The 17,037-nt window shown below is 71.2% G+C and carries 21 protein-coding genes and 1 pseudogene; 11 read left to right on the forward strand and 11 right to left on the reverse strand.

The window, feature by feature from the left end:
- Nucleotides 1–32: 32 nt before the first annotated feature.
- Nucleotides 33–1,628, forward strand: a complete 1,596-nt coding sequence (locus tag ACIQTP_RS16295) for a Na+/H+ antiporter (protein ID WP_403400294.1) — start codon at nt 33–35, stop codon at nt 1,626–1,628.
- 58 nt (nt 1,629–1,686) lie between these two features.
- Here the strand turns inward: ACIQTP_RS16295 and ACIQTP_RS16300 are convergent, their stop codons facing one another.
- The 3 genes from ACIQTP_RS16300 to ACIQTP_RS16310 all read right to left on the reverse strand — a co-directional run bounded on the left by ACIQTP_RS16300 (nt 1,687) and on the right by ACIQTP_RS16310 (nt 3,693).
- A complete protein-coding gene (locus tag ACIQTP_RS16300; RefSeq protein WP_403400473.1) occupies nt 1,687–2,565 on the reverse strand; it encodes a 1-aminocyclopropane-1-carboxylate deaminase/D-cysteine desulfhydrase in 879 nt (292 codons plus the stop codon).
- A 133-nt stretch (nt 2,566–2,698) separates the two neighbouring features.
- Nucleotides 2,699–3,289, reverse strand: coding sequence for an N-acetylmuramoyl-L-alanine amidase (locus tag ACIQTP_RS16305; protein WP_403400297.1), 591 nt, complete (start codon nt 3,287–3,289; stop codon nt 2,699–2,701).
- Between the two features lie 170 nt (nt 3,290–3,459).
- Entirely contained in the window at nt 3,460–3,693 is a 234-nt protein-coding gene (locus ACIQTP_RS16310) for a hypothetical protein (RefSeq protein ID WP_403400299.1), read from the reverse strand.
- 299 nt (nt 3,694–3,992) lie between these two features.
- On the opposite strand from ACIQTP_RS16310, the gene ACIQTP_RS16315 reads away from it, so the two are divergent.
- The 3 genes from ACIQTP_RS16315 to ACIQTP_RS16325 all read left to right on the forward strand — a co-directional run bounded on the left by ACIQTP_RS16315 (nt 3,993) and on the right by ACIQTP_RS16325 (nt 7,456).
- Entirely contained in the window at nt 3,993–5,399 is a 1,407-nt protein-coding gene (locus ACIQTP_RS16315; protein ID WP_402035649.1) for a family 2B encapsulin nanocompartment shell protein, read from the forward strand.
- Between the two features lie 152 nt (nt 5,400–5,551).
- On the forward strand, nt 5,552–6,598 hold the full coding sequence (locus ACIQTP_RS16320; protein ID WP_403400301.1) for a family 2 encapsulin nanocompartment cargo protein polyprenyl transferase: 1,047 nt from the start codon (nt 5,552–5,554) through the stop codon (nt 6,596–6,598).
- A gap of 246 nt (nt 6,599–6,844) precedes the next feature.
- Nucleotides 6,845–7,456 carry a GNAT family N-acetyltransferase gene (locus tag ACIQTP_RS16325; RefSeq protein ID WP_403400303.1) on the forward strand — a complete coding sequence of 204 codons (612 nt, stop codon included), beginning with the start codon at nt 6,845–6,847 and terminating at the stop codon, nt 7,454–7,456.
- A 40-nt stretch (nt 7,457–7,496) separates the two neighbouring features.
- Here ACIQTP_RS16325 and ACIQTP_RS16330 read toward each other — a convergent pair.
- Nucleotides 7,497–7,643, reverse strand: a pseudogene (locus ACIQTP_RS16330) (TetR/AcrR family transcriptional regulator); the annotation flags it as partial.
- Nucleotides 7,644–7,705: 62 nt separating this feature from the next.
- On the opposite strand from ACIQTP_RS16330, the gene ACIQTP_RS16335 reads away from it, so the two are divergent.
- The 3 genes from ACIQTP_RS16335 to ACIQTP_RS16345 all read left to right on the forward strand — a co-directional run bounded on the left by ACIQTP_RS16335 (nt 7,706) and on the right by ACIQTP_RS16345 (nt 8,611).
- Nucleotides 7,706–7,984: a hypothetical protein gene (locus tag ACIQTP_RS16335; RefSeq protein WP_403400305.1), complete on the forward strand. Its 279-nt coding sequence runs from the start codon at nt 7,706–7,708 to the stop codon at nt 7,982–7,984.
- A 49-nt stretch (nt 7,985–8,033) separates the two neighbouring features.
- Nucleotides 8,034–8,168, forward strand: coding sequence for a hypothetical protein (locus ACIQTP_RS16340; RefSeq protein ID WP_403400484.1), 135 nt, complete (start codon nt 8,034–8,036; stop codon nt 8,166–8,168).
- 110 nt (nt 8,169–8,278) lie between these two features.
- Nucleotides 8,279–8,611: a DUF952 domain-containing protein gene (locus tag ACIQTP_RS16345; RefSeq protein WP_403400308.1), complete on the forward strand. Its 333-nt coding sequence runs from the start codon at nt 8,279–8,281 to the stop codon at nt 8,609–8,611.
- 14 nt (nt 8,612–8,625) lie between these two features.
- On the opposite strand, the gene ACIQTP_RS16350 is transcribed toward ACIQTP_RS16345, so the two are convergent.
- From ACIQTP_RS16350 to ACIQTP_RS16370, 5 genes are all read right to left on the reverse strand, one after another.
- Nucleotides 8,626–9,384, reverse strand: coding sequence for a VOC family protein (locus tag ACIQTP_RS16350; protein WP_403400310.1), 759 nt, complete (start codon nt 9,382–9,384; stop codon nt 8,626–8,628).
- Nucleotides 9,385–9,404: 20 nt separating this feature from the next.
- Complete coding sequence (locus tag ACIQTP_RS16355) at nt 9,405–10,259, reverse strand: hypothetical protein (RefSeq protein ID WP_403400312.1); 855 nt, start codon at nt 10,257–10,259, stop codon at nt 9,405–9,407.
- Between the two features lie 112 nt (nt 10,260–10,371).
- On the reverse strand, nt 10,372–10,788 hold the full coding sequence (locus tag ACIQTP_RS16360; protein WP_060898644.1) for a VOC family protein: 417 nt from the start codon (nt 10,786–10,788) through the stop codon (nt 10,372–10,374).
- 50 nt (nt 10,789–10,838) lie between these two features.
- Nucleotides 10,839–11,264, reverse strand: coding sequence for a helix-turn-helix transcriptional regulator (locus ACIQTP_RS16365; RefSeq protein ID WP_054228117.1), 426 nt, complete (start codon nt 11,262–11,264; stop codon nt 10,839–10,841).
- A 40-nt stretch (nt 11,265–11,304) separates the two neighbouring features.
- A complete protein-coding gene (locus ACIQTP_RS16370; RefSeq protein ID WP_403400315.1) occupies nt 11,305–12,198 on the reverse strand; it encodes a helix-turn-helix transcriptional regulator in 894 nt (297 codons plus the stop codon).
- Between the two features lie 148 nt (nt 12,199–12,346).
- On the opposite strand from ACIQTP_RS16370, the gene ACIQTP_RS16375 reads away from it, so the two are divergent.
- The 3 genes from ACIQTP_RS16375 to ACIQTP_RS16385 all read left to right on the forward strand — a co-directional run bounded on the left by ACIQTP_RS16375 (nt 12,347) and on the right by ACIQTP_RS16385 (nt 15,476).
- Entirely contained in the window at nt 12,347–13,300 is a 954-nt protein-coding gene (locus tag ACIQTP_RS16375; RefSeq protein ID WP_403400317.1) for an NAD(P)-dependent alcohol dehydrogenase, read from the forward strand.
- A gap of 256 nt (nt 13,301–13,556) precedes the next feature.
- The gene (locus ACIQTP_RS16380; protein WP_403400319.1) at nt 13,557–13,991 is read left to right on the forward strand and encodes a VOC family protein; all 435 of its coding nucleotides are present in this window, start codon (nt 13,557–13,559) and stop codon (nt 13,989–13,991) included.
- Between the two features lie 225 nt (nt 13,992–14,216).
- Entirely contained in the window at nt 14,217–15,476 is a 1,260-nt protein-coding gene (locus tag ACIQTP_RS16385; protein WP_403400321.1) for a tyrosine-type recombinase/integrase, read from the forward strand.
- Nucleotides 15,477–15,483: 7 nt separating this feature from the next.
- On the opposite strand, the gene sodN is transcribed toward ACIQTP_RS16385, so the two are convergent.
- Nucleotides 15,484–15,879, reverse strand: a complete 396-nt coding sequence (gene sodN, locus ACIQTP_RS16390) for a superoxide dismutase, Ni (protein WP_004983535.1) — start codon at nt 15,877–15,879, stop codon at nt 15,484–15,486.
- A gap of 144 nt (nt 15,880–16,023) precedes the next feature.
- Between sodN and sodX the strand changes: the two genes are divergently transcribed.
- Entirely contained in the window at nt 16,024–16,458 is a 435-nt protein-coding gene (sodX, locus tag ACIQTP_RS16395) for a nickel-type superoxide dismutase maturation protease (RefSeq protein ID WP_403400324.1), read from the forward strand.
- Here the strand turns inward: sodX and ACIQTP_RS16400 are convergent.
- Nucleotides 16,362–16,991, reverse strand: coding sequence for a CGNR zinc finger domain-containing protein (locus ACIQTP_RS16400; RefSeq protein WP_403400326.1), 630 nt, complete (start codon nt 16,989–16,991; stop codon nt 16,362–16,364). The two genes, sodX and ACIQTP_RS16400, sit on opposite strands and share 97 nt — an antisense overlap.
- Nucleotides 16,992–17,037: the final 46 nt, after the last annotated feature.

Below are 17,037 nucleotides of genomic sequence, written 5' to 3' on the forward strand. Positions count from 1 at the left end.
TGTCGCGCGAAAACGAGGGCGGGCGGAAGACGATGCACGTATTGCCACTGCTGTTGCTGGTCGCGGGGAGCGCCGCGGTCGCCGGATTCGCCCGTCGCACCCCGGTGCCGGCGCCGCTGTTGCTCGTCGCGGCGGGCCTGGCCGTCTCGTACGTCCCTGGAGTGCCCGGATACGAACTCGACCCGGCGATCGTGCTCCCACTGGTGCTGCCCCCGCTGCTGTACACGGCGGCCAGCGACAGCTCGTACCTCGATCTGCGGGCGCATACGCGGCCCATCGCGCTGCTGTCGGTGGGGTACGTGCTCTTCGCGACGCTGGCGGTCGGCTGGGCCGCCTATCTGATCGTGCCGAGCCTGCCGCTGCCCGCGGCGCTGGTCTTCGGGGCGGTGGTGGCCCCGCCGGACGCGGTGGCGGCCACGGCGGTGGCGCGCCGGGTGGGGCTGCCCTCGCGGATCACCACGATCCTTCAGGGCGAGTCCCTGGTGAACGACGCGACCGCGATCACCGCCTACAAGGTGGCCCTCGCCGCCGCGGTCGGCGCGGGCGCGACCTGGGCGGGCGGTGTCCGCGAGTTCCTGCTCGCGGCGGTCGGGGGTGTGGTCGTCGGTCTCGTCCTGATGGTGCCGATCCACTGGCTGCGCACGCACCTGAAGGAGGCACTTCTCCAGAACACCCTCTCCTTGTTGATCCCCTTCGTCGCGTACGGGATCGCCGAGCAGGTGCACGCCTCCGGAGTGCTCGCGGTGGTCGTCGTCGCGCTCTACCTCGGGCACCGTGCCTGGGAGGTGGACTTCGCGACCCGGCTCCAGGAGGAGGCGGTGTGGAAGATGGTCGCGTTCGTCCTGGAGTCGGCGGTGTTCGCCCTGATCGGACTGCAACTGCCGGTCGTCCTCAAGGGCCTCGGCCAGTACCAGGGAGCCCAGGCCGCCTGGTACGCGGTGGCCGTCTTCCTGGTCGTGGTCGTCACCCGGTTCGTGTGGGTCTATCCCGCCACCTTCCTGCCCCGGTTCCTGTCGGCGCGCATCCGGGAGCGCGAGGGGTCCCTCACCTGGAAGGGCCCGTTCATCATCGGCTGGGCCGGAATGCGCGGGGTGGTCTCGCTCGCCATCGCCTTCTCCATCCCGCTCACCGTGCACGGTGGTGCCTCCTTCCCCGATCGCAACCTCCTCCTCTTCCTCACCTTCACCACCGTGATCGGGACCCTGGTCGTCCAGGGACTGACGCTGCCCCCTCTCGTCCGCCTGCTGAAGCTGCCAGGGCGCGACGTCCAGGCCGAGACCCTCGCCGAGGCGAACGCCCAGGCGCAGGCGTCCCGGGTCGCCGAGGAGCGCCTCGACGCGCTTCTCGCCGACGAACGCAACGCCCTGCCCCCGCCGCTCGCCGACCGGCTCCGCTCGGTCCTGGAACGCCGCCGCAACGCCGTCTGGGAACGGCTCGGCGCGGTCAACCCGGTGACCGGGGAGACCGCCGACGACACCTACCGCCGCCTGTCCCGCGAGATGATCAGCGCCGAACGCGAGATGTTCGTGAAACTCCGCGACCACCGCTACATCGACGACGAGATGCTCCGCACGCTCCTGCGCAGGCTCGACCTGGAGGAGGCGGCGGCCTATCGGGAGGCGGCGTGAGGCGCCGTACGGGTACGGACGCTCGGTGCCGTACGGGCGCTCAGTGCCGTACGAGGGCTCAGAACGGTGCCCCCGTGATCACCGCCGCCACCGTCGTCCCCCGTGCGAACGCCCCCTCCTCCACCAGGGTGACAAGTCCGTAGAGCATCTTGGCGACATAGAGACGTTCCACGAGCAGGCCGTGGCGTTGTTCGAAGTCCGCGGCGAAGGTGTCGAGTTCGGGTGTGGTGCGGGCGTAGCCGCCGAAGTGGAAGCGGTCGTCGAGGGACCAGGTGCCGCGCCGGCCGCCGAAGGCGGACTCCTGGAGAGCGCTTATGTCGCCCCCCAGGAAGCCGCCCTTGAGGACGGGGATCCCCAGGGCCCGCTGGTCGGGGGCGAGGCCGGCGGCCAGGCCGGCGAGGGTGCCGCCGGTACCGCAGGCCAGGGCGGCCACGTCGACACCGCCGTGGCCCCGCAGCTCCGCGCCGAGTTGCCGGCAGCCGCGTACGGCAAGGGAGTTGCTGCCGCCCTCGGGGACGACGTACGCGTCCTCGGCGTCCACCGAGCGCAGCAGGGCGGCCAGCGTCTCCGGTTCGCTCTTGCGGCGGTACGTCGATCTGTCGACGAAGTGCAGTCGCATGCCGTCGGCCGCGCAGCGGGTCAGTGAGGGGTTGAGGGGGCGGTCGGCCAGCTCCTGGCCGCGGACCACCCCCACGGTCGTCAGCCCGAGCAGGCGGCCGGCGGCGGCGGTGGCGCGCAGATGGTTGGAGTACGCGCCGCCGAAGGTGACCATCGTGCGGCCCGCCGCCGCGCTGAGGTTCGGGGCGAGCTTGCGCCACTTGTTGCCGATCAGCTCCGGGTGGATCAGATCGTCCCGCTTCAGCAGCAGCCGCACTCCATGGCGCGCGAAGCGCTCGTCCGCGACCTGGCACAGCGGCGAGGGCAGCCGCGGCCGCAGACCGGTCGGGTCGAGCGCTTCGGGGACGTCCGGAGCGGCCGGGGTGTTCGGGCCGTCCGGGGTTGCGGGGCTGGGCACCCCACCATTGTCGGACACCTGTCCGGTATGCGGGCGGCCGCCCCGCGTTCGTCCGTCACTTGAGGCGGTCGCGGACGCGCTCTCTCATCGAGGCCATCGTGAAGCCGCGCGGGTCGACCTTGCCCGGCTGCCACTCCAGGTGGCCGATGAGCGAACGCTCCGTCCAGCCGTGGTGGCGGCAGATCGCGGCCGCGACCTTCTCGATGGCCTCCAGCTGCACCTCGGGCCATGGATCCTTTCCGTCGCCGAGGTTCTCGCACTCGAAGCCGTAGAAGTGGCGGTTGCCGTCGGTGTTCGCCTCGTTGTCCGGCGGGAGCGCCTTCTCCGCGATCACGGCGCGCAGCACGTCGTCGTCGCCCAGGCCCGCGTGGTTGGCCCGCCCGTAGCCCACGAGGTGCAGGACACCGTCCTTGGTGATGACGCCGTGGCACAGCGGACCGGGCAGGTTCGGGCGGCCCGCACGGCACATTTCGACGGTGTGCTCGCTGCCCGAGGTCACCGAGTGGTGGATCATCACGCCGTACACCGGACCCCAGGGCCCCTTGTGATTGCGGTTGTGATGCTCCCAGTCGCCGACCTCGACGACGGTGACGCCTTCCTCCCTGAGCTGGTTCAGGAAACCGCCCGCGGACATGGGTGGGGCCATGACCGCCTCCTTCGCGCTGCGCGGCGGCCACCGGTCGCGGCCGTCTCGTACCGCAGCTTCTACCCGGAACCCGGGGCTCCGGCCCAGCCGTTCGTACGGCGTGCGAGTCGATCCGGTCATGGACGCGAGCGCGTCCGACCAGCGCGTTCACGGTGCGTCCGCCAGGCGCGTCAGGAGCGCAGGAACGCGTCCCCGTTCGTAGCGATGTGGCTCTCCAGTGCCTGCAGGGCTTGCTGGGTGGCCTCGGGGGAGCCGCTGCCGCGCCGCTCCGCGTAGTACGCCGCGCCCAGTCTCTTCAGGAGGTCGCCGCCCGCACGCTGCGCCTGCACTTCGTCGAGCTTCTGCTTGCCCTGCGTGAGCCCTCGCTGCGCCTGTTCCTTGGCGCGGTCCAGGAAGCCTGCCATTGCCGTCTCCTGTCGTCGTCCTGCCGTCGTCCGTCACCGCGTCAAACGGTTGGCCTGATCTCGGAGTTCCCGCTCGCAACGAGTCCGCACTGTTCGACGGCGACGGCTGCCGCTGTTCGAGCACGACGGCTCGGGCCGTTCGGGGAGGACGGCTGCGGCTGCTCGATCGATCGACAAAAGCGGACCCTCTGCCCAATCCTCCGTGATCCATTCCCCCTCATTCGTGTAATAGCACCGGCACGCTCCGTGATGGAAGGCTGGTCGGCGCAGATCAGTGCACGACCGGGAGGGCAATTTTCATGTCGGTAGGCGAAGAGGTCCGTGCGGGTCAGGGCAAGCCGCAGCAGAGTCTCGGCACATCGGCCGCGCGGAACCTGGCCACCACCACCAAGTCCGCACCCCAGATGCAGGAGATCAGCTCACGGTGGCTGCTGCGCATGCTTCCGTGGGTGAACGTGCAGGGTGGCACGTACCGCGTGAACCGGCGGCTCAGTTACTCCGTGGGCGACGGCCGCGTGACGTTCGTGAAGACCGGTGACCGTGTGCAGGTCATCCCCGCGGAGCTCGGCGAGCTGTCCGTGCTCCGCTCGTTCGAGGATCAGGAGGTGCTCGGCGAGCTCGCCCAGCGGTGCCAGCAGCGGGAGTTCGCACCGGGCGAAGTGCTCGCCTCGTTCGGCAGTCCGTCCGACGAGGTGTTCCTGCTCGCGCACGGCAAGGTGGAGAAGATCGGCACCGGCCCGTACGGCGACGACGCGGTCCTCGGAGTCCTCGCCGACGGCGCGTACTTCGGCGAGCAGGCGCTCATCGACCCGGACGCCATCTGGGAGTACACGGCCCGCGCCGTCACCGCGGTCACCGTGCTCGCGCTGCCCCGCCAGGACCTCGAGCAGGTCGCCGAGCGCTCCGACTCCCTGCGCGAGCACCTCACGGAGCTGCGCGCGATTCCGGAGCAGCGCACCAACAAGTACGGCGAGAAGGAGATCGACCTCGCGGCCGGCCACACCGGGGAGCAGGACATCCCCGGCACCTTCGTGGACTACGAGGCCGCGCCGCGCGAGTACGAACTGAGCATCGCCCAGACCGTGCTGCGCCTGCACACGCGCGTGGCCGATCTCTACAACCAGCCGATGAACCAGACGGAGCAGCAGCTCCGCCTCACCGTCGAGGCGTTGAAGGAGCGCCAGGAGCACGAGCTCATCAACAACCGGGAGTTCGGACTGCTCAACAACTGCGAGTACGACCAGCGGCTGCAGCCGCACGACGGCGTGCCCAGCCCCGACGACCTGGACGAGCTGCTCAGCCGCCGGCGTGGCACCAAGCTGTTCCTCGCCCACCCGCGCGCGATCTCCGCTTTCGGCCGCGAGTGCAACAAGCGCGGACTGGTCCCCGAGAGCATCGAGATCGCGGGCAACCGCATCCCGACCTGGCGCGGTGTGCCGCTGTTCCCGTGCAACAAGATCCCCGTCAGCGACACCCGTACGACCTCGATCATCGCCATGCGTACCGGCGAGGCCGAGCAGGGCGTCATCGGTCTCCAGCAGGCGGGCATCCCGGACGAGATCGAGCCGAGCCTGTCGGTGCGCTTCATGGGCATCAACGAACAGGCGATCATCTCCTACCTGGTGACGGCGTACTACTCGGCGGCGGTTCTCGTGCCGGACGCCCTCGGCATCCTGGAGAACGTCGAGATCGGCCGCTGGCGGTGACCTTCCCGACGCCGGCCGCCGTGTTCCCGCCCGATCGGGCGGGAACACCGGGGACGAGGCGGAGTCCGGCCGCGACCCCGGACAGGCGGGGCCCCATCGGCAAGCCCATGGACGGCGGTCCCTCGGACGGCGGTTCCGCGGACGGGAGGCCCATGGAACGGCAGGTCGCGCCCGGCCCGCTGGACGGACAGGAGGCGGCGGCCATCCTGGAGCACGCCCGGGCGTCCGTCGACCCCGAGCTGCGCAGGGCCATCGACTCGCTGCCGGGTTCGATGCGCAGGATCGCGCTCTACCACTTCGGCTGGGAGCACGCGGACGGCACCCCGGCGGCGGGCAACGCGGGCAAGGCGATCCGCCCGGCCCTGGTGCTCACCGCCACGGGAGCGCTCGGCGGTCAGCACACGGCCGCCGTGCGGGCGGCGGCCGCCGTGGAGTTGATCCACAACTTCACGCTGCTGCACGACGACGTCATGGACCGGGACACCACCCGCAGACACCGCCCCACCGCGTGGACCGTGTTCGGCGACGCCGACGCGATCCTCGCCGGGGACGCCATGCAGGCGCTCGCCCAGCGGCTGCTCGCCGAGGACTCGCACCAGGCGTCCCGGGCCGCCGCCGCCCGGCTCGCGTCCTGCGTCGTCGAGCTGTGCGAGGGGCAGCACGCGGACACGGCCATGGAGAAGCGCGGACCCGCCGAGGTCACCCTCGACGAAGTGCTCGCCATGGCCGAGGCCAAGACCGGCGCGCTGCTCGGCTGCGCGTGCGCGCTCGGCGGGCTGTACGCGGGGGCGGACGAGGAGGACGTCGACGCGCTGGACGCGTTCGGCCGGGAGGCCGGGCTCGCCTTCCAGCTGATCGATGACGTGATCGGGATCTGGGGGGACCCGAGCCGCACCGGCAAGCCGGCCGGGGCGGACCTCATCGCCCGCAAGAAGTCCCTGCCCGTGGTCGCCGCGCTCGCCTCCGGCACCCCGGCGGCGACGGAACTCGCCGAGCTGTACGGAGCTCCCTACGAGGAAGGGGGTCTGGAGCGCACGGTGCTGGCCGTCGAGCGGGCGGGCGGCCGTGACTGGGCGCAGCTCCAGGCGGCCGACCGGATGTCCCGGGCGATGCACGAGCTGTCCCGGGCGATCCCCGACCCGGAGGCGGCGGGTGGCCTCCTCGCGCTCGCGGAGTTCGTGACGCGGCGCAGCAACTGACCCGCTCGACCCTTCAGATGACCCGTTCGACCCTTCAGAAGGGCGGTTGAAGACCCCGGGGCCTCCGGGACCGTACGGCACCTGACCTCCGTACGGCACCGGGCTCCGGCCGGAACGGGTCCCGCGCATCCCCACGGTGCGCGGGGCCCGTCCCTCTCGGACCCGGCCAGGCCCGACAGGCCCGACGACAGGCCCTAGGCTGCAACAGCCGTACGATCAGCGGCGGTTGAGGCGAGAGGGTGGGACATGGGCGTGGTGATCCGGACGGCGGACGAGGGTGATCGGCAGCTGGTCACCCGGCTGCTCGACGAGGCGTTCCAGGACGACCCGGTGAGTGTCTGGGTCTTTCCGGACGCGGCACACCGCCGCGCCAGGCACCCCGGGCTGATGGGGATGTTCACCGACGTCGTGCTCGCCGAGGGCCGCGTCGACGTCTTGGAGGACGGCTCGGCGTGCGCGCTGTGGCTGTCCGTGCCCGCCGACGCCGGCCACGCCGACGACGAGGACGACGGTCCCGTACGGCTGCGTGAGGCCGTCGACCCGGACAACGAGCGGGTCGAACTGATCGGCCGCCTGACGGCCGGGATCCACCCCGCGGGCCGCGCCCACGAGTACCTGTGGATGATCGGCGTGGCACCGGAACGCCAGGGCGAGGGCCTCGGCACCGCGCTCGTCCGGTCGGTCCTCGACCGCTGCGACCGCGAGGGCCTGCCCGCCTATCTGGAGGCGAGCAACGCCGACAGCCGCCGGCTCTACGAGCGTCTCGGCTTCGGCCTCACCGGGCGCCCCCTCGACCTGCCGGACGGACCGCGGATGTGGCCGATGTGGCGCGAGCCGCAGCCCGGCCGAGGGGCCTGATCGGGCCGGGGCTCACCTCCCAGCGCACCTGGCCGGAGCTCTCCGGGACGATCGTCGCCACGATCCGTTCGAGCAGCTCGTCGGGTACGGCGACGCCGGGGAGCACGCCGTCCGGTACTCCGGGCAGTGTCAGGTGCTCCAGGAGCAGCCCGAGCACGGCGAGGCAGAGCACCGCGACGGTCTCGTCGGCGTCTTCGTGCGGATGTACAGCAGGAAGCGCCGAAGCCTCTCCCGCCCTACCCTGAATGCATGGGCACCGATGAGCATGTCTGTCCCGCCTGCCGGCAGGCGGTCACCACCGTCGTGCGGCGCCACAAGACGCTGGGCGCGTTCGTTCCCGTATGGGGTCCCGGCCCCTGCCACAACCCCGCGTGCGAGGCGTACGTCGGTGAGCCCGGGGCCCGAGTCGGAGCCGCGTCCGGAGGCGGCGCGGGGTCCCGGTCCGTACCCGGGACCGGATCCGAACCCGGCAGGGACACCGGCGAGCCCCGGGAGCATCCCGGGGAGTCCGTCGCGGAAAAGTCCTGACGCGCGCACGCGTACATGGGCGCGATCAACGACGACCTCTCGAAAACCGGTGAGCTCATCGACGGCCAGGGGCCGGCCGAACCGGGAGATCACCGAGCGCGTCACCCGCTGCCCCGGTCCCGAGGGCGCCACGAACTACCCGGTGGTCATCCGCCCCGTCCTCGACGGCGCCGGAGACATCTAAGGCGCGGGTGCGGGGTACGGACCTCGCGCGCCGCGATCGCCGCGGTCCACGACGAGGCGCGGCGCCACCTGGAAACGAGGACGGCCCGGCCGAGGTCGTAGCGTGGCCGCATGTCCGAACCCTTGTTGCACCTCACCGAGCGCTCCCTGTGGGACGCGGCCCGCGCGTCCGGCGCGTACGAGATGTCCACCCGCGGCCGCACCCTCCAGGAGGAGGGCTTCATCCACTGCTCGCTGCGGCACCAGGTACCCGCGGTCGCCTCCTGCCTGTACGGCGGCTACGACGGCCCCGACGAGCTGGTACTCCTGGTCATCGATCCCGAACGGCTGGACGTGCCGCTGCGCTACGAGGCGCTCAAGCCCGGGGGCGAGGAGTTCCCGCACATCTACGGGCCGATTCCGGTGGCGGCCGTGGTGGACGTGGAGGTGTGGGGGTCCGTGTAGCGCCGTCCTCAGGATCAGGCCGGGGCCGGGAGGCCGCCCGTCGCCGGGTCCCGGCCGGTCAGGCAGTACGTGCCGCCGACCGGGTCCCGCATGACGGCCCAGCGGGCGCCGTGACCGACGAGCAGGGCACCGAGCCGCTCGTGGTGGGCGCGTACCGCCTCGATGTCCGAGCAGGCGATGTCGAGGTGGGCGGAGGCGGGGCGGGCGGTGTCGAGGCGTTGCAGGAGGATGCGGAAGGGGAGCCCGACGGGTGGCTTGAGCAGGTGGAACTCCGGGAGCGCGCCGGGGTGCGACTCCCATCCGGTCAGGGCGCTCCAGAAGGCGACTTCGGCCTCGAAGCGGGTGGGCGCCACGTCGAGGCACACCTGGTCGAGGCGGCTGGTGGCGCCGGTGGGTCCGGGGACGACCACAGGCCGAGCCGACTCGCCGTGCCAACGGACCGCGCAGAACGGCTGACCCCCGGGGGAGCGCAGGACGACCAGGTCCTCTTCGGTGGCGACGATCTCGGCGCCGAGCTGCCGGGCCGACTCCGCCAGCGCCGGTACGTCCTCGACGGCGAGGTCGAGATGGGCGCCGCCGTCGCCCGCGTCGACGCCCTGCGCCTTGACGCAGGCGTCGGTACCGTCGGGCAGCAGGGTCACGAACTCGCCCTGCTCACCGCGCGGTTGGGACAGCTTCGTCGCCGTGATCGCGGTCCAGAAGCCGCAGGCGCGATCGAAGTCCTTCATGGGCCGGTCGACGAAGGCGTAGGTCCATCGAATGGGGTCGGCCATGGGTCGTTTCCCGCTCCCTCTCAGACGCCGTGTGCGGCTCGTACCGTCGCCTGCCCGATCAGCCCGCGCAACGATGTTTTCATCCGTGAGACGAAGGCGTCCCGTGCGTCGGGGGAGAGGACGTCCAGGGACAGATAGGGGTTCAGGTCCTCCAGCTCCACGAGGAGCAGCTCGCCGTCGGGGGCCCGGCAGGCGTCGACGCGCTGGATGCCGTACGCGATGTCGTTCCAGTCGACGAACCGCTGCGCGAACTCCCGGTCCCGCGCGGTCGGCTCATACGGTTCCAGGGCCCAGCGCTCGTCCGGGCGGGGGGCGTACAGGGCGTACTGGAAGGTGTGGTCGACGAAGTAGAAGGACACCTCGTAGCGGAAGTCGATGCGTGGCTGGACGAGGATGTTGTCGTACGACAGTTCGGGCAGCCGGTCGCGCGGTACGAACTCCAGGCCGATGGAGTCCGCTCCCAGCTTGGGCTTCACCACGTAGGTGTCGACGTCCGGCAGCCGGTCGAGGTCGCCCGCGCGGTCGATGGTCGGGATGACCGGGAACCCCGCCGCGGTGAGGTCCAGCAGGTACCCCTTTCCCGCCATGTCCCCCTTGCCGGACAGCTGGTTGTACACGCGGACACCTTCCGTGACCGCCTGCTTCCGGAACGCGTCGTACTCCGCCTGGTAGTGCAGCACGGGCCCGCTGTTGCGCACGACCACGGCGTCGAAGCCGGTCATCAGCGCGGCCGCGTCCAGGGGGTGGCACACGGCGAGGTCGAACTCCTCGCGCAGCCGGGAGGTGAGGAAGATGTCCTCGTCGCAGTACCGCCGCCCCTTGGCCGGGTAGGCCAGGTCACTGACGTAGAGGACGCGGGGGCGCGCGGACGGCATCGATGACTCCTCGGACTACGGGACTTCAGACGTTCCGTTCCATGGGCGACCCGCTCCCATGGAACACATAGACGTAGTCTCCCTCCGCCGGCCGATGCGGGGGTGGCCGGGGTCAGGCATCGGGGCGTTCGGTGAAGCGGAGGAGGTTGCCCGCCGGGTCGCGGAAGGCGCAGTCACGGACGCCGTACGGCTGGTCCATCGGCTCCTGGAGGACGTCGGCGCCGGAGGCGCGGACGCGTTCGTAGAGGGCGTCGCAGTCTGCGGTGGAGAAGATGACACCGCGCAGGACGCCCTTGGCGAGGAGCTCGGCCATGGCCTGTTTGTCGGCGGGGGAGATGTCCGGGCTCGCGGCGGGGGGCTCCAGCACGATCTGGACGTCCGGCTGGAGCGGGGAGCCGACCGTCACCCAGCGCATCCCCTCGAAGGCGACGTCACCCCGGACCTCCAGGCCGAGGACGTCCCGGTAGAAGGCGAGCGCTTTGTCATGGTCGTCCACGGCGATGAAGCACTGCGAGAGTTTCAGGTCCATGGCCCCACGCTAGGCCCTGTCGTCACATTCCCTCTCCCCGGCCTTCGGCCCTAGAGGCGTGTACCCGGTTCCGCTTCCGGGTTGCGGTGGCGGGTCGGGCGGGTCAGGCGCTGGGCCACGCACGGCGGGATCGGGGCGCCGTGGTCGTGCGGCCGGGCACGGTACGCGCTCGGGGTCTCGCCGACCAGCTCCGTGAAGCGGGAGCTGAACGAACCGAGCGACGTACAGCCCACGGCGAGGCAGACCTCTGTGACCGTCAGGTCGCCGCGCCGCAGCAGGGCCTTGGCCCGCTCTATTCGGCGGGTCATGAGATAGCTGTACGGCGTCTCCCCGTACGCCGCCCGGAAGCTCCGCTGGAAGTGTCCGGGTGACATCAGCGCGGTGCGCGCGAGCGCCGCGACGTCCAGCGGCTCCGCGTACTCGCGGTCCATCCGGTCGCGTGCCCGGCGCAGCCGGACCAGATCCTCCAGAGTCATTTCTTCAGGATGGCACGGCCCACTGACACGGGCTGGTGGGTCAGGGCCGCGGGCGGGGCGCGGTCGCCGGGCCGGGGGCGACGAGCAGGCCGGCGAGCAGCTGGAGGCGCTCGGCGTCGGGCCCGCCCTCCTCGGCGGTGAAGGCGATGAGTACGGGGCCGGTGGTGCCCGGCATCGGGTACGCGTCCCAGTCCAGGTTCAGCTCCCCGACCAGCGGGTGTTGGACGCGCATCCGGCCGCGGGTGGTCTCCGCCACGTCGTGACGCGCCCACAGGCTCGCGAACTCGTCGCTGCGGACGGCGAGTTCACCGACCAGCTCGACGGCGCGCGGATGCCCCGGCTCGGCCGCGACCTGCGTCCGCAGCATCGCGACCAGCTCGGCGACGGTGGCGGCCCGCTCCGGGCACGTCCGGTCGGCCTCCGGGTGCAGCAGCAGCGACAGCAGATTGCGTTCGCTCCGTGGGCGCTGGGTGAACTCGCCGAGCAGGGCACCGGCGAGCGGGTTCCACGCCAGTACGTCCAGGAAACGGCCGACGACCACGGAGGGTGAGGTGATCGTGCGCAGCAGCCGCAGAGTGGTGGGCGGCACCTCCTCCGCCGCGTGGTGGCGCGGAGGCCTGGCGGGCGTGCGCGCGGCGGCGGCGAGGCTGTGCAGATGCCGGGTCTCCTCGGCGGAGAAGCTGAGGGCGCGCGCGAGGGCGTCGAGGACCTGCTCGGAGGGGCGTACGTCGCGGCCCTGCTCCATGCGCTGGTAGTAGTCCGAGCTGACCCCGGCCAGCAGGGCCAGTTCCTCGCGCCGCAGTCCGGCGACGCGTCGCCGCGGGCCGGGTTCCAGACCGACGTCCTGGGGCCGCAGCCGGGTGCGGCGAGTCCGGAGGAACTCCCCGAGTTCGCGCCGGGGATCGTCGCCCACCGCGACGGGTTCGTCAGTCACGGCGCCCAGTATGCCCGCGGCGCGGCCCGCGAGGGTGGGTCCGCCGGACCCAGGAAGACCGGACCCGGGAAAAGGCGGACGACCGTGATGCCGCGGCCCGGTACCAGGATCGGAACCGCAACAGCCGACCGCGGAAGGGAACAGCGCCATGAAGGCCGCTCAGATCACGAGTTACGGCGACGCGGCGGACGTGCTGCGGGTCGACGACGTCGACCGGCCCGCCCCTGGTGCGGGTGAAGTGCAGGTCCGCGTCGAGGCGTCCAGCGTGAACGGCCACGATGTGATGGTCCGCGCCGGGGAGTTGAAGATCGTGTCGGGACGCAGGTTCCCGCTCGGAGTGGGCCTGGACTTCGCGGGCACCGTCGCCGCGACCGGTGCCGGCGTGGCGGGCCACCGGGTCGGGGACCGGGTGTGGGGCACGGTCCACCCCCGGCAGCGGCACACCGTCGGCGGGGCGGCCGAGTACGTCGTCGTCCCCGCGGACCGGCTCGCGCCCGCCCCGGCGACGCTCTCCGCGGCCGGCGCGGCCTCCCTGGTCGTCGCCGGTGCGACGGCGCTGATCGCGGTGCGCGACACCGTACGCCTCGCACCCGGAGAGAGGGTCCTGGTCCGCGGCGCGGCGGGCGGCGTCGGCACGGCCGCCGTCCAACTCGCCCACGCCCTGGGCTGCCACGTGACCGCACTGGCCCGCGCCCGTCACACCTCCGCCCTCACCGACCTCGGCGCCGACGAGGTCCTCGACCACGGCTCCACCACCTCGGACCGGATCGGCCCCTTCGACGTCATCGTCGACACGGTCGGCACGGAACTGAACTGCTACCGGAACCGGTTGGCCAAGGGCGGCCGGATGGTCACCGTCGGACTGTCGGCCCCCGCCCTGGCCGCGATCGCGGCATCCAGCGTGTACGGCGCCCGCCGCGTCCGCACCTTCAGCGCCAACCCCGACGCCACCGTGCTGCGCGCCCTGGCCGACCACGTCACCTCGGGAGCGCTGCGCCCGGTGGTGAACAGCGTCTACCCCCTCGCGGACATCGCCGCGGCGCACCAGGCCTTCGAACGCGGCGGCGCCGTCGGCAAGCACGTGGTCGCCGTATCCGGATGAAGTTTGGCTGACAGGTCTCCGTCCAGCGGAGACCAGGCTTCTGACCAGCCGCTTCAAGATGGTGCCGTCTTCGTGACGGTCTTGGACGTCTGTGGCTTCATTTATTGCCGCCCCGCCGCCACGGCCGCGTCTCTCTCGTGGGCTGTCCGGTTTGATCACTTGGTGTCCAAGGCGGCCCAGGATGCGACGGGTGACGAGCGGATCCGCTTGGGGAAATGAGCGGCAGGGTCCCCCTGGTCCGCGGTACGGTGCGCCGATGTCGGCGATCAAGAAATTCCAAGTCACCTTTGACTGCGCAGAACCTGAGCGCCTCGCTCGCTTCTGGTGTGAAGTGTTGGGGTACGTCGTACCGCCGCCACCGGAGGGGTTCACCACCTGGGACGATTTCAACCGCACCCTGCCTCCTGAGGAGCAAGGATCATGGTTTGCCTGCAGTGATCCCTCAGGCGTGGGCCCGCGCCTGTACTTCCAGCGCGTCCCCGAGGGCAAGATCGTTAAGAATCGGGTGCATCTCGACGTCCGGGCCGGCACCGGGCTCGTGGGGGACGAGCGCCTCGCCACACTCGAAGCTGAGTGCGCACGACTGGTCGCGCTCGGTGCGACCCACGTGCAAACACTGTATGCCGATGAGGAAAACGAGTCGTGCATCCCGATGCTGGACATCGAGGGCAACGAGTTCTGTATCGACTGAGCACTCTCCGAGCCGGCAGGTGGGGAGCCGCCTCCCATGGGGCCTCTCCGGTCTCGTATGGGGGGAGAGAGCCACCCCGTGAGGGCGAGGCCGTGCATCCGGCGATGCCCAGCGCCGTCCGCCCCCGGAACGCCCCCACGTGACCGCGAATCCCAGCGCCGGACTCCTCGACGACCTGCTCAGCATGGCCGGACGGACCACCGCCGCGCGGGAGGAGGCACGCGTGTGGTCCATGTCCAGCCCCTCCGTCTGGCACACACGTTCGGCGTTCCCGTCCCGCTGGTCCATTCCTCCGCCGTCCTGGACGGTTGGCTCGGCATGCTCGTGGAGGACCTCGGCCTCGCTGTTCGTGACGCCGACGATCTCGACGGCGTCGCCGCGGCCGTGGTCCTGCACGGCACTCGTACGGCTGCCGCCCTGCCCGTCCTTGACCAGGCCCGCCTCCGCACGTTGCCGAGCCGGGCCCTGGAGCACCTCGCCCGGCTCCGCATGGCCGAGCGGTGGCAGGACGCGGACGACGTCGAGGACGCGCTCGACCGGATGACCCAGGCCGCCGAGGCGCGCTCGGCTGGTACGACCGTGGCTCCGTTCGGCTGGGTGCACTCCGAGTTCCACCCCACCAGCCTCCACATCGGCCAACACGGCTGGCGGCTGCTGGACTTCGCCAGCGCCTTCACCGGCCCCGGCCTGCTCGACCTCGCCAGCGGGCACGGCACCCTTGACACCCCCGACCCCGTACGCCTCCGTGTCTTCCCGGAGCAGTACGGCACCCCCGACGCCCTCACCCGGCGCGGCGGACCGACCGCCGAGACCTTGGCCCTGGGCCGGCACCGCATCTGGGCGATGCCGCCGTACATCCGCGCGGCCATCGTCACGCTCGCCGGATCAGGCTTGCACATAGGCGAGTTGCTCGGCCTCAAGCTCTCGGACGTCGACTTCAAGAGCGGCACGATCCCTGTCGAGCGCCAGCGTCTCCAGTCCTGCCTGATCGGGCCGCCCAAGACCGCCAAGTCCCGGCGTGCCGTCCCGGTCGGTGAGGTCGTCACTGACGCGCTCCTCACGCACCTCGCCGCACGCCCCTCCAGGGAGTGGCTGTTCATGATGGAGGAGGGCGAGCCCCTCAACTACCGCCGCTGGAAGACCGAATGGAACTGCGCTCGTAAGGAGCCGCAGAAGGCGGAGAACGAGGCGGCCGAGCGCGAGGACCGCAAGCCCGTCGAGCTGCCGCACATGGTGACCCACGACCTGCGCCACTTCTTCGCCTCCGCCCTCATCGCCGGCGGAGCGAGCGTCAAGCAGGTTCAGTTGGTTCTCGGCCACGCATCCGCCGTCATCACGCCGCGGATCTACGCCCACCTGTGGCCTGGCGAAGAAGACCGCACCCGGACCGTCATGGACGCCGTGTTCGGCGTCCCGCGGGCCGGGTGCGGGCAGAGTGACCGCGCGACCGGAGAAACCGAACAGGTCGCGGGTCGAGCCGTATGACCAGAGGTCAGGCCTTCTTGGTCTCCCAGAAGATCTTGTCGATCTGGGCGATGTAGTCCAGCGCCTTCTGGCCCGTGGCCGGGTCCGTGGACGCCTTGGCGGCCGAGAGGGCCTTCAGGGTGTCGTTGACCAGCTGGTGCAGCTCCGGGTACTTCTCGAAGTGCGGGGGCTTGAAGTAGTCGCTCCAGAGCACCGACACGTGGTGCTTCGCGAGCTCGGCGCGCTGCTCCTTGATGACGGTGGCGCGGGCCTGGAAGTGCGGGTCGTCGTTGCCGGCCATCTTTTCCTGGACGGCCTTCACCGACTCCGCCTCGATGCGGGCCTGGGCCGGGTCGTACACACCGCAGGGCAGGTCGCAGTGCGCGCTGACCTTGACCTTGGGGGCAAACAGGCGGGAGAGCATTGAGCTGTCCTTCCTCGTGATCGTCTTCTCAGGTGGGACATTACTCCGTGGGAGACGTCTTTTCTCGAGTGCCCCCATGGGCTTAGGACAAAAGTCCAGGGTGAGACTGGGACTGGTGGAGGATGGACCGGGGAGGTGCCGGTGATGCCGGAGCTGTCGCAGGAGACCGAGCGTGGGAGGGCCGTGCTGCCGTTCGGGGCGGCCGAGGTGACGGGGCCCTCCATGGTGCCCACGCTTCAGCACGGAGATCGGCTCGTCGTGCAGTACGGGGCCCGGGTCGGGCCCGGTGACGTGGTCGTGCTGCGCCATCCGTTCCAGCAGGACCTGCTGGTCGTGAAGCGGATCGCGGAGCGGCGCGAGGGGGGTTGGTGGGTGCTCGGGGACAACGCCTACGCGGGTGGGGACAGCACCGACTACGGGACCGTGCCCGAGGACCTCGTCCTCGGAAAGGTGCGTTTCCGCTACCGGCCCCACCTGCCGGGTCAGCGCTCGCCGTTCGCACTCGTCCGCTGGGCGCTCGGCGCCGCCAGGCCGGTGCTCTGCGACCGGTCGGCCTCCAGGCGTTTGCGGGCCCGGTAGGCGGCCACGTTGGCGCGGGTCGCGCAGCGGTCCGAGCAGTAGCGCCGGGAGCGGTTCGTCGACGTGTCCAGGTACGCGTTGCGGCAGGGTGCCGCCTCGCAGAGGCCGAGGCGGTCCACGCCGTACGCGGTGAGGTGGAAGGCGAGTCCCATGGCGGCGATCGCCGCGTAGCCCGCGGTCGCGTTCGACGGGTGGTCCGCCAGGTGCATGTGCCACAGCGGGCGCCCGTCGTCGTCCCGGTAGTCGTGCCCGGAGATCTGCGGGCTGACGGGGAACTCCAGGAGGAGTGAGTTCAGCAGGTCCACGGACAGGGTCTCGTCGCCGCCGTCGGCCGCCTCGAAGACGGCGCGCAGCCGGGCGCGGACCGACCGGAAGCGGGTGACGTCCGCGTCGGTGGCGCGGCGGGCCGCGGAGGAGTTCCCTTCGAAGAGGTCCCGGACCGCCTCGACCGAGGTGAGCGAGTCCTTGCCCCGGGTCGGCTCCTCGGTGTTGACGAGGCGTACCGCGTAGTCCGAGTAATAGGCCAGTTCCACTTGTAGTCCTTACGGAGGCGCTCTATCGTCGTGCGTGCGGCCAGGT

The sequence above is a fragment of the Streptomyces sp. NPDC090798 genome (assembly GCF_044768965.1).
In the GTDB taxonomy this organism is placed as follows: domain Bacteria; phylum Actinomycetota; class Actinomycetes; order Streptomycetales; family Streptomycetaceae; genus Streptomyces.